The sequence below is a fragment of the Saccharopolyspora sp. NPDC002686 genome, from assembly GCF_040295745.1.
GTDB classification, from domain to species: domain Bacteria; phylum Actinomycetota; class Actinomycetes; order Mycobacteriales; family Pseudonocardiaceae; genus Saccharopolyspora; species Saccharopolyspora oryzae.
Window position 1 is genome coordinate 1 of sequence record NZ_JBEOVY010000284.1, and the last position, 10,448, is coordinate 10,448.

A 10,448-nucleotide genomic window follows, 5' to 3' on the forward strand; every position below is an offset into this window, starting at 1 on the left:
GTCGAAGTGTTGAACTTCTCAGCGATCTCGGAGACCGCATCGACCTTGTCGGGTTTCGCCATGTCGCCTCCTCTCTATCTCCGACTGTGATCCGCATCCAGTCGGTCCTGAGACGACAAAACGCCCCGGCGCAGAAAGCACGGGGCGTAAAGATCATGGGCGCGCAGAGCGCGCACGCGTAGCCTCGTCCCTCCTGCGCGGGCCGCCCGCATCTCACGGGACCTTCGTTCCCCGAACCCCAGCGGGGCGCGGAGAAGACCAGCGGTCTTGGGTGGAACCTCGTCCAGAGTACTTGACACTCCCAGCCGACTCGCACCCACCCCTTGACTACGTGCGGACCGATCACCAGTGGTGACCTCCGGCGCACTGGCGGGCATCATGTGGGGCGTGGCTGATCAGCACGAGTCGCCTGAGGCCGGCTCCAACCTGCCGGACAAGTCCCGCCCCGCCGACGTCGTGGACGCCGAGGTGGTGGAGAGCGAGGTCGTCGCCGCACCCGACCCGCAACCGGCCGGGCCGTCGCAGCCGATCGACGACGAGCAATTCCGCCAGTTCCAGCAGTTCCAGAAGTTCCAGGAGTTCCAGCGCTGGCAGGAAGCCCAGGGCGGCGGCGACGTCGCGGTCCCGCCCACCGGCGCCAAGCCCGCGGAGAAACCGGAGAAGCCCTGGTGGAAGAAGGCCCTCGGCCTGCTCCGCTTCAAGTTCGTCCGCCGCCTGATCTACCTGCTCGTGCTCCTCCTGCTGCTGAACTACGCCTACGACTACTACTTCGGCAGCAGCAACAGCTCGGAACCCGTCAACCCCGGACAACCCCCGGTCCGCCCGGTCCCGCGGAAGGCTCCGACCCCGGAGTACGCGCTGTTCGACGTCTACAACTTCCTGCGCGGCGACGACCCGGCCCTCGCGTGCGGCTCGTTCGACTCGGCGGGCGCGAACGGCTTCGCCGTCGCCAACCAGGCCCCCGACTGCGCCACCGCGGCGCAGAAGGTGCACGACCAGATCACCGACGGGAACGCGTACGCGAACCCGAAGATCGGCTACGACGCGATCGACATGACCGGCCGGGAAGCAGTGGTGCACGGCTGCCGCATCCAGGCGAAGGGCGGCCCCCAGCTGGGCAGCTTCAAGCTCACCCAGCAGCAGGACGGGGGCTGGGCGATCAGCGCCTACAGCCTCCACACCGCCACCTGCCCCTGACGTTGCCAGGTTTGAGGGCAAACGCGAAAGGGCGGGCCGACCGGGTGGTCGGCCCGCCCTTTCAGCGGGATTGCGGGATCAGGCGGAAGCCGCGATACCGCGGGTCGCGTTCGGGTCGACCGGGATGCCCGGGCCCATCGTCGTGGTGAAGGTGACCTTCTTCAGGTACTTGCCCTTCGACGCCGACGGCTTGGCACGCAGGATCTCCTCCAGCGCGGCCGCGTAGTTCTCCACCAGCTTCTCGGTGTCGAACGACGCCTTGCCGATGATGAAGTGCAGGTTGGCCTGCTTGTCCACGCGGAAGTTGATCTTACCGCCCTTGATGTCCGCGACCGCCTTGGTGACGTTCGGGGTGACGGTGCCGGTCTTCGGGTTCGGCATCAGGCCGCGCGGACCCAGGATCCGCGCCACCTTGCCGACCTTGGCCATCTGGTCCGGGGTGGCGATCGCCGCGTCGAAATCGAGCCAGCCGCCCTGAATGCGCTCGATCAGGTCCTCGGAACCAACCGCGTCCGCACCAGCGGCCTCGGCCTCAGCGGCCTTGTCGCCGACGGCGAACACGATGACGCGGGCAGTCTTACCAGTGCCGTGCGGCAGGTTCACGGTGCCGCGGACCATCTGGTCTGCCTTGCGGGGGTCGACGCCCAGCCGCAGCGCCACCTCGACGGTGGCGTCGTACTTGACCTTGGAGGTCTTCTTCGCGAGCTCGGCGGCTTCCGACGGCGCGTACAGACGCGTCCTGTCGATCAGCTCGGCCGCCTGCTCGTATGCCTTGCTGCGCTTAGCCATTTCTGTCCCTATCAGCGGTGGATCAGTTGTGGTTGGTCGGGCTGCGCTGGAGCCCTCCCACACTGCCGTTTCCGGCTCGGTCAGCCCTCGACCGTCAGGCCCATCGACCGGGCGGTACCGGCGATGATCTTCGCGGCCTGGTCGATGTCGTTGGCGTTGAGGTCTTCCATCTTGGTCTGCGCGATCTCGCGGACCTGGTCCATGGAGACCTTGCCGACCTTGGTCTTGTGCGGCTCGCCGCTGCCCTTCTGGACACCAGCGGCCTTCAGCAGCAGCTTGGCGGCCGGCGGGGTCTTCAGCTTGAAGTCGAAGGACCGGTCCTCGTAGACGGAGATCTCGACCGGGACAACGTTGCCACGCTGCTGCTCGGTCGCGGCGTTGTACGCCTTGCAGAACTCCATGATGTTGACGCCGTGCTGACCCAGCGCGGGGCCGACCGGCGGAGCCGGGTTGGCCTGGCCCGCCTGGATCTGCAGCTTGATGATCGCTGCCAGCTTCTTCTTCTTGGGCGGCATGTTTGCTTCCTGTGTCTTCGCTATCCGGTTACCCGGCCCCGCCTAGTGGCGGAGCCGAATCTGGCGAGACCACGAGACGGTGGCATCGCCCGCTTCTGCGCGCGGTCCTGCCAGATCCACGCGCAGCCGCCGCGCTCCCAGAGGGAGCCCGGTCAGATCTTGGAAACCTGGTTGAACGACAGCTCAACCGGCGTTTCGCGGCCGAAGATCGACACCAGGACCTTGAGCTTCTGGGCGTCCGGGTTGACCTCGTTGATGGTCGCGGGAAGGGTCGCGAACGGCCCGTCCATGACGGTGACGGACTCGCCGACCTCGAAGTCGACCTCCACCGCGGGCTTGGCAGCGGTCGGAGCAGCGCCAGCGGCCTTCTTGCCCGGCTCGGCCTTCTTCTCCTCCACCTGCGGCGCGAGGAACTTCAGCACGTCGTCGATGGTCAGCGGCGACGGCTTGGAAGTGGCGCCGACGAAACCGGTGACCCCCGGCGTGTTGCGCACCGCGCTCCAGGACGCGTCGTTGAGCTCCATCCGGACCAGGATGTACCCGGGCAGCACCTTGCGCTGCACGAGCTTGCGCTGGCCGTTCTTGATCTCGGTGACCTCTTCGGTCGGCACCTCGACCTGGAAGATGAAGTCCTCGACGTCCAGCGTCTGGGCGCGGGTCTCGAGGTTGGTCTTGACCTTGTTCTCGTAGCCGGCGTACGAGTGCACGACGTACCAGTCGCCGGGCGCACGGCGCAGTGCGGTGCGCAGCTCCTCGACCGGGTCGGTCTCCTCGCCCTCGTCCTCGCCGGACTCGTCGGCAGCGGCCTCGTCGGTGGCTTCGGCAGCAGCCTCGGCCTCGTCGGCGCTGTCGTCAGCGTCGGTCTCGGTGTCGGCCGGCGCCTCGGCGTCGTCGGCGGAACCGGTGTCCTCGGCGGACTCGACTGCGTCGACCGAGTCCGCGGCCGCCTCGACCTCTTCGGCCGCTGGCTGCACCTGCTCGTCGGTGAGGCCGGTGGTTTCCTGGCCCTCGTGGGAGGTCACAGTCGGTCTCGCTTCCTCTCGTGCGTTGCGTGCCGGGTCGTTGGTCCGCCGGCACCACCTAAAGCGCGGGCCCGAAGGTTCAGCCGGAGCCGAACAGCCAGCCCACGCCCTTGGCGAAGAGCACGTCCACGCCGGACACGAACGCCACCATGACGCTGACGAACACCAGCACCACGAGCGTGTAGGTCACCAGTGCCTTGCGCGTCGGCCAGATGACCTTGCGCAGTTCGCCGACGACCTCGCGCAGGAAGCGTCCGACCTTGCGGAACAGCGAAACCCGACCCTGCCGACCGTCCCGGGATGGGGTCGGCCGACCCTTCGACTCAGTTGTGCGCGTCGAGCTGGAACCCGACTCACCGGACCGGCCCTTGCGACCGGTCGGACGGGAGGAAGCACGGCGCTCGCGCCGCGCCGCAGCGCTGGACGGACGGTTGGCGTCGTCGCGCGCCCCGCCCTGCTCCTGCTCGCGGTCCTCGCTCACGCCAATCCTCCGCTCACCGTCGCATCGACGCAGGGGTGACAGGACTTGAACCTGCAACCTGCGGTTTTGGAGACCGCTGCTCTGCCAATTGAGCTACACCCCTTTGCGGCCCAAGACCTCGACCGCAGCTCGGGACGCCCGTCACCGCCATGGAACCGGAGTCCCACGGTGTGCTCAGGCATCCCAGGTTCGAAAGTGTACGGCACGCCGACAACCGCTTTCCAACGGCACCCCCCGTGTCGCGCGGAGAACATCTCCGCCGCAGGTGAGGAGCGTGTCGATGACCACTTTCTGCCACCATGCTGCCATGACCCCACCTGACGCGGAGAACCAGACCCGGGTGTCGGCGCGGATCGGCGGCATCACCGAGTCCGCCACCCTGGCCGTGGACACCAAGGCGAAGGCGCTCAAGGCGGCCGGGCGCCCGGTGATCGGGTTCGGCGCCGGCGAACCGGACTTCCCCACGCCTCAGCCGATCGTGGAAGCCGCCATCGCCGCCTGCAGCGACCCGAAGAACCACCGGTACAGCCCGGCCGCAGGCCTGCCGGAGCTGCGCGAAGCCATCGCCGCCAAGACCCGGCGGGACTCCGGCTACACCGTGGAGCCCAGCCAGGTGCTGGTCACCAACGGCGGCAAGCAAGCCGTCTACGAGGCGTTCCAGACCCTGCTGGACCCGGGCGACGAGGTGCTGCTGCCCGCGCCGTACTGGACGACCTACCCCGAGGCGATCACCCTGCCGGGTGGAATTCCGGTGGTCGTCCCGGCCGACGAGTCGACCGGCTACCTGGTGTCGGTCGACCAGCTGGAGGCGGCGCGCACGCCCCGCACGAAGGTCCTGCTGTTCAACTCGCCGTCCAACCCGACGGGCGCGGTCTACCCGCCGGAGCAGGTCGAGGCGATCGGCCGCTGGGCCCTCGAGCACGGCATCTGGGTGGTCACCGACGAGATCTACGAGCACCTGGTCTACGGCGACGCCCAGCACGTGTCGATGCCCGCGGTCGTGCCCGAGCTCGCGGACACCTGCGTGGTGCTCAACGGCGTCGCCAAGACCTACGCCATGACCGGCTGGCGGGTGGGCTGGATGATCGGCCCGCAGGACGTGGTCAAGGCGGCGACGAACCTCCAGTCGCACCTGTCGTCCAACGTCGCCAACGTGTCCCAGCGAGCCGCCCTGAAGGCCGTCAGCGGCCCCCTGGACGCCGTCCACGAGATGCGCGCGGCCTTCGACCGGCGGCGCCGCAAGATCGTCGAGCTCCTCTCGGCGATCCCCGGCGTCAGCTGCCCCGAGCCCCAGGGCGCGTTCTACGCCTACCCCTCGGTGAAAGCCCTGCTGGGCAAGGAGATCCGCGGCACCCGCCCCCGGACCAGCGTGGAGCTGGCGAGCCTCGCGCTCGAGCAGGTCGAGGTCGCGGTGGTGCCAGGCGAAGCCTTCGGCACCCCCGGCTACTTCCGCCTCTCCTACGCCCTCGGCGACGACGACCTGATCACCGGCGTGACCCGCCTGGGCGAGCTCCTCGCCGAAGCCGAATAGCTCGGTGGAGGGCACCTCCGCAGGTGCCCTCCAGCGCTCACCAGATCGGGTTCGAGCCGGGCCCTACCGGGGGAGGCGGACGGTGACGGTGGCGCCGCCGAGGACGCCCTGGTCCGCGCTCTTGGCCGTGATGGCGACCTTGACCGTGCCGTCGTCGTTGATCTTCGAGATCTTGCCGGTGATGTCCACCTGCGCGCCGGTGCCGTCGTCGGGCACCACGACGGGGCGGGTGAAGCGCACTCCGTAGTGGACGATCGCGCCCGGGTCGCCGGTCCACTCGCTGACCAGGCGTCCGGCCACGGCCATGGTGAGCATGCCGTGCGCGATGACGTCCGGCAGCCCGACCTCGGTGGCGAACCGCTCGTTCCAGTGGATCGGGTTGAAGTCGCCGGAGGCGCCCGCGTAGCGGACCAGGTCCGCGCGGGTGAGCGGAACGCTCAGCTCGGGCAGCTGGTCGCCGACGGCGACCTCGGAAATCCGCACCTTCATCACGCCTCGCCCTCCGCGGTGCCGCGAGCCACCAGCATCGACTTCGCGGTGCACACCGGTTCGCCCTCAACGGTGGTGATCTCGGCCCGGACGGTCAGGAAGTCGTTGCCCGCGCGCGCCTTGATGTCGTCCACGTGCACGACGGTGACCAACCGGTCACCGGCCCGGATCGGCCGGTGGTGGGTGAACTCCTGCTGCCCGTGCACGACCCGGCTGTAGTCGAGGCCGAGCTGCGGGTCCTCGACGATCGCGTCGTGCGCACCCATCGAGAGGATCACGGCGAAGGTCGGCGGAGCGATCACGTCGGGGTAGCCGGCGGCCTTCGCGGCCTCGGCGTCCCGGTACAGCGGGGAGTCGTCCTTGATGGCGGAGGCGAACTCCCGGATCTTCTCGCGCCCCACCTCGTAGGCAGCGGTGGGCGGATACTCACGTCCGATGAAAGACTGGTCAAGCGGCACCCGCGCAGGCTACCGGACCCCGGAAGAGCCCCAACCCCGCCGACCAGCTCAGACCCGGAATCGTGCCGCTCCCCACAGATCAAACCCCGGCCCCGGGCACGAAAAAGCCCGCCCCCAGTGTCGGGGACGGGCTGAAAACCGCGGAGACTCCGCTCAGCGAGTTTCCTTGTGGAGCTTGTGCGTGCCGCAGTTCATGCAGAACTTCTTCATCTCCAAGCGGTCCGGGTTGTTGCGCCGGTTCTTGTTGGTGATGTAGTTGCGGTGCTTGCACTCCTCGCACGCCAGCGTGATCTTGGGTCGGACGTCGGTGGCGGCCACGGGGGTGCCTGCCTTTCTGCCTCGGTAATCTGCTGGGACGGCTCGCGGGCGGGCCCGCGGGAGCCGGTGACTGGTAGCGGTGGCCGGACTTGAACCGGCGACACAGCGATTATGAGCCGCTTGCTCTACCGACTGAGCTACACCGCCATGCCGAGACCTTCGATGCGAGCACCGGGAGTCTCAGCCGACGCAGGATATCCCACGCAAAACAGCCACAGCACCTAGTTTAGCGAGCACTGCGGCTGTCTTTCGAGCCCCAATACGGAATCGAACCGTAGACCTTCTCCTTACCATGGAGACGCTCTGCCGACTGAGCTATTGGGGCGTTGCTCCCTGCGGAACGTCTAGAACTTTACACACCTCCCGAGGGCCCCAGAACAGGGGGGTACCTTTTCGGTGAAAACGCTGGTCAGGGCCGGTTTTTCGGCGCCAGGAGGCGTTCTGGGCGGCAAAACCGGGCTCAGTGCAGGAGTGTGAGGACGGTCTCCGATCGGGAGCCGGTTCCCCGTTTGGTGCGGGCCTGCAGCCACGCCTCGAACCGCTCCTCGGACAGCGGCCGGGAGATCAGGTAGCCCTGCGCCACGTCGCAGCCCATCTCCACCAGCAGATCGCGCGCGGCGTCGTCCTCGACGCCCTCGGCGACCACCGCGAGGTCCAGGGAGTGGCCCAGCTCGACGATCGAGCGGACCACGGCCATGTCACCCAGGTCGGTGCCCATGCCGAGCACGAAGCTCTTGTCGATCTTCACCTCGTCCACCGGCAGCTGCCGCAGGTAGGCCAGCGACGAGTAGCCGGTGCCGAAGTCGTCCACCGCCAGCACCACGCCCATCGCGTGCAGCCGCCGCAGGACCGGCAGGGCCCGCTCCGGGTCGGCCATCACGCTGGACTCGGTCAGCTCGAAGGTCAGCAGCTCGGGCGGGATGTCGTGGCGCGCCAGCGCCTCGGCGACGTGGTCCGGGAAGTTCTCGTCGGCCAGGTTGCGCACCGAGAGGTTCACCGCCACCGACATCCGCAGGCCGCCGTCCAGCCACTCCCGGATCTTGATCAGCGCGCACTCCATGACGAACGAGGTGAGCGCGTCGACCAGGCCGGTCGCCTCGACCAGCGGCACGAACTCGTCCGGGTCCAGCCGCCCGTACTCCGGGTGCGACCAGCGCACCAGGGCTTCGGCGCCGACCACGCGGCGCTCGGGCAGCGCCACCTTGGGCTGGTAGTGCACCTCGACCTGGCCGGTGTCCATCGCCTGCCGGAACTGGGTGACCAGCTGGAACCGGCGCAGGAAGACCTGTCCCATCGCGGGCGCGTAGCCGCGGACCCCGTCCTCGCCGTTGCGCGCCGCGCGCACCGCGACGTCCGCGCGCTGCAGCAAGGTGTCGATGTCGTTCTCGCACTCGCCGTCGGCCGGCGCGGACGAGGCGTACCCGGCGACGCCTGCCGCCTCCACCACTATCCGGTCCAGCGGGTACGGGCGGGCGATCGTCTCGCGCAGGTGCTGCGCCAGCTCGTGGGCTTGGGCTTCGGTGCGGTCCAGCAGGAGCACCGCGAAGGAGTTGGCCTCCAGGCGGGCCAGCGGGGCTTCGCCCAGCTCCTCGCGCATCCGCTGCCCGGCGGCGACGACCATCCGGTCGCCCCAGGTGTAGCCGAGGGCCTCGCTGACCGTGGTGAGCACGTCGAGGTCGATGCGCAGCACGACCGCGGTGCGGCCGTTGCGCAGCTCCTCGGCGGCCATCTCGCGGAACCCGGTCCGGTTCAGCAGGCCGGTCAGCGGATCGTGGTAGGCGTCGTGGCGCAGCCGCGCGAGCAGGCGCCGGTTGTCCATCGCGGTCGCGAGGTGGCTGGCCAGCGTGTGCAGCAGCCGCACGTCAGCCCGGCCGAAGCCGCGCCAGCGGCTGACCCGGTCGTGCACCTCGACGGCTCCGAGCAGCTGGGTCGCGCCGCGCAGCGGGACGGCCAGCGCCTCGTACGCGCCGCGCTGCCGCAGGGCGCGCCGCACTTCCTCGGGCGCTTCCAACGTCTTGAACGAGCGCACGTGGCTGCCGGGCAGTTGCAGCAGCGGGTCGTCGCGCAGCGCCGACGGCGCGGCCTGCCAGGCAGCGTCCGGCAGCTGCTCACCGGAGACGAGCGTGCTCACCTCGCCGCTGGGATCCAGCCGCAGGCGCAAGACCACGCGGGTGGCGTTGAGCTGCTCCCGGATCCGCTCGGCGACGGGTTCCCACTCCCCCGCCTCGGGCTCCACGTCCGCGGATTCGCTCGGCCCCTGCGCGCTGCGCTGCCCGTACCGCGCCACGCTCAGGCTCACGTCGCTGAGCGCTTCCAAGTCGCGCTGCTCGCGCATCAGGTCGGAGTACGCCCGGTACAGGCCGATCACCGCCGCGGCGACCAGCGCCACCAGCAGCCAGCCCCACGGCGTGCTCAGCGCGACCTCGTAGCTGATCAGACCGACCGAGGTGTTCAGCAGACCGACGGCGAGCGTGCGCACCGCCAGTCGCGCCCCGGCCGAAACCCGCATGGCGCCGCCCAGCACGTGCAGCGCGGCGAGCGCGAAACCGCAACTGATCAGCGATGAGGTCAGCGTGCCCACGACCGGGCCGAACCAGACCGGGGCGACCTCCATCAGCGCCTGGTTGACCCCGTGGGCGACCGCGAACGGCACCGCGATCTCCAGGCACATGACCCCGGCGTTGTAGGCGACGTGGGTGGCCGCGCGGCGGCCGACCTGCGCACCCAGCCCGGCCAGCAGGTTCGCCGCCAGCGCGACTTCGAACGGGACCGTGAGCAGGGCGAGGATCAGCGGGATCTCGGTGAAGGAGATCGTCCAGCCGACCCGCTTGACGTCCACGTCGATGGTCAGCTGCTCGGCCAGCAGGAAGCCCATGGCCAGCAGCGGACCGAGGAACAGCAGGTCGGAGCGGTAGTGGAAGGGCAGCCAGGCCGAGGTCAGGACAGAGGCCAGCACACCGGCGGCCAGGACCGCGAAGGAGAAACCCGCGAACACCCGGCGCCGGGCCGGGTCGACTTCAGGACGCACCGGTGGCCGCGCCGGCTCCAGTTCGGCCTGTGGACCGAGGGAGCGGTGACGCCCTATCATCCACGCTCCTCCCCGCCCGACCTGCACGGGCGCACCACGAAAACGCCGCGAACGATCGTGACGCACGCCAGCACGCCTTGGCCAGGGGCTAATGGCCCGCGTCGCACCTGGCGGACGTGGGCCGGAGCAGCGGTGTCGATCATTGGTCCGGACATCTCCACCGGAGATCCGGGGTTGACCTGCGGGTATTTCACGTGCGCCACTCGAGCAACACCGCTCGTTGGGCTCAGCGCGCCAACCGCGAAGATCCTGTGAGTATCCCCGCAGCAACCAAATCGACGCACACGGTCCGCGCACGCCGATCACCGAAGGTCACGACTGGAGGCCGAACTCGTCGAGGAAGTCCCGGATGGCCCGGTCGAGGTCGGCCAGCCCGGACTCCTCGACCGGCAGGTGCCCGGCTCCGGCCAGCTCGGCGGACCGGGTCGGCCCGCTGATCCGGTCGAAGAACCGCTGGGACAGCAGCGGAGGGGTCCAGCGGTCGTCGGCCGGGTGCGCGAGCAGGAGCGGCGGGCCGCCGAACGCTTCCGGCGGCACCGCGGGCGGCGCGGCGAGGCAGC

General features: G+C 69.4%; 11 protein-coding genes, 3 tRNA genes and 1 pseudogene. 3 read left to right on the plus strand and 12 right to left on the minus strand.

The window, feature by feature from the left end:
* Positions 1-182: hypothetical protein (locus ABTZ89_RS29060; RefSeq protein ID WP_351050590.1), on the plus strand; the 182-nt coding region annotated here is incomplete at its 5' end.
* Between the two features lie 205 nt (positions 183-387).
* Positions 388-1,197, plus strand: a complete 810-nt coding sequence (locus ABTZ89_RS29065) for a hypothetical protein (protein WP_351050593.1) — start codon at positions 388-390, stop codon at positions 1,195-1,197.
* A gap of 78 nt (positions 1,198-1,275) precedes the next feature.
* Here the strand turns inward: ABTZ89_RS29065 and rplA are convergent, their stop codons facing one another.
* The 5 genes from rplA to ABTZ89_RS29090 all read right to left on the minus strand — a co-directional run bounded on the left by rplA (position 1,276) and on the right by ABTZ89_RS29090 (position 4,107).
* Positions 1,276-1,986: a 50S ribosomal protein L1 gene (gene rplA, locus ABTZ89_RS29070; RefSeq protein ID WP_270947553.1), complete on the minus strand. Its 711-nt coding sequence runs from the start codon at positions 1,984-1,986 to the stop codon at positions 1,276-1,278.
* A gap of 80 nt (positions 1,987-2,066) precedes the next feature.
* Complete coding sequence (gene rplK, locus ABTZ89_RS29075; protein WP_150067079.1) at positions 2,067-2,501, minus strand: 50S ribosomal protein L11; 435 nt, start codon at positions 2,499-2,501, stop codon at positions 2,067-2,069.
* 152 nt (positions 2,502-2,653) lie between these two features.
* On the minus strand, positions 2,654-3,523 hold the full coding sequence (nusG, locus tag ABTZ89_RS29080; protein ID WP_270947552.1) for a transcription termination/antitermination protein NusG: 870 nt from the start codon (positions 3,521-3,523) through the stop codon (positions 2,654-2,656).
* Between the two features lie 79 nt (positions 3,524-3,602).
* Entirely contained in the window at positions 3,603-4,004 is a 402-nt protein-coding gene (secE, locus tag ABTZ89_RS29085; protein WP_351050598.1) for a preprotein translocase subunit SecE, read from the minus strand.
* Positions 4,005-4,034: 30 nt separating this feature from the next.
* Positions 4,035-4,107 (minus strand) — tRNA-Trp (locus tag ABTZ89_RS29090).
* A 204-nt stretch (positions 4,108-4,311) separates the two neighbouring features.
* Between ABTZ89_RS29090 and ABTZ89_RS29095 the strand changes: the two genes are divergently transcribed.
* Complete coding sequence (locus ABTZ89_RS29095) at positions 4,312-5,535, plus strand: pyridoxal phosphate-dependent aminotransferase (protein ID WP_351050601.1); 1,224 nt, start codon at positions 4,312-4,314, stop codon at positions 5,533-5,535.
* Between the two features lie 63 nt (positions 5,536-5,598).
* Here ABTZ89_RS29095 and ABTZ89_RS29100 read toward each other — a convergent pair whose 3' ends face one another.
* From ABTZ89_RS29100 to ABTZ89_RS29130, 7 genes and pseudogenes are all read right to left on the minus strand, one after another.
* The gene (locus tag ABTZ89_RS29100; protein ID WP_351050604.1) at positions 5,599-6,024 is read right to left on the minus strand and encodes a MaoC family dehydratase; all 426 of its coding nucleotides are present in this window, start codon (positions 6,022-6,024) and stop codon (positions 5,599-5,601) included.
* Positions 6,024-6,482 carry a MaoC family dehydratase N-terminal domain-containing protein gene (locus ABTZ89_RS29105; RefSeq protein WP_270947547.1) on the minus strand — a complete coding sequence of 153 codons (459 nt, stop codon included), beginning with the start codon at positions 6,480-6,482 and terminating at the stop codon, positions 6,024-6,026. Before ABTZ89_RS29105 ends, ABTZ89_RS29100 begins: the two co-directional genes overlap by 1 nt.
* Positions 6,483-6,635: 153 nt before the next feature.
* On the minus strand, positions 6,636-6,800 hold the full coding sequence (rpmG, locus tag ABTZ89_RS29110) for a 50S ribosomal protein L33 (protein WP_093155303.1): 165 nt from the start codon (positions 6,798-6,800) through the stop codon (positions 6,636-6,638).
* Between the two features lie 71 nt (positions 6,801-6,871).
* Positions 6,872-6,947, minus strand: a tRNA-Met gene (locus tag ABTZ89_RS29115).
* Positions 6,948-7,052: 105 nt separating this feature from the next.
* Positions 7,053-7,125, minus strand: a tRNA-Thr gene (locus ABTZ89_RS29120).
* A 135-nt stretch (positions 7,126-7,260) separates the two neighbouring features.
* Positions 7,261-9,888 (minus strand): putative bifunctional diguanylate cyclase/phosphodiesterase, encoded by a 2,628-nt coding sequence (locus ABTZ89_RS29125; protein WP_351050608.1) that lies wholly within the window; start codon positions 9,886-9,888, stop codon positions 7,261-7,263.
* A 312-nt stretch (positions 9,889-10,200) separates the two neighbouring features.
* Positions 10,201-10,448 (minus strand): annotated as a pseudogene (locus ABTZ89_RS29130) (alpha/beta hydrolase); the annotation flags it as partial.

What these genes read in the sequence shown, in the direction of transcription:
- rplA (WP_270947553.1), bottom strand. Translation starts at nt 1,986, where the DNA reads ATGGCTAAGCGCAGCAAGGCATACGAGCAGGCGGCCGAGCTGATCGAC.
- rplK (WP_150067079.1), bottom strand. Translation starts at nt 2,501, where the DNA reads ATGCCGCCCAAGAAGAAGAAGCTGGCAGCGATCATCAAGCTGCAGATC.
- ABTZ89_RS29095 (WP_351050601.1), top strand. Translation starts at nt 4,312, where the DNA reads ATGACCCCACCTGACGCGGAGAACCAGACCCGGGTGTCGGCGCGGATC.
- ABTZ89_RS29100 (WP_351050604.1), bottom strand. Translation starts at nt 6,024, where the DNA reads ATGAAGGTGCGGATTTCCGAGGTCGCCGTCGGCGACCAGCTGCCCGAG.
- ABTZ89_RS29125 (WP_351050608.1), bottom strand. Translation starts at nt 9,888, where the DNA reads ATGATAGGGCGTCACCGCTCCCTCGGTCCACAGGCCGAACTGGAGCCG.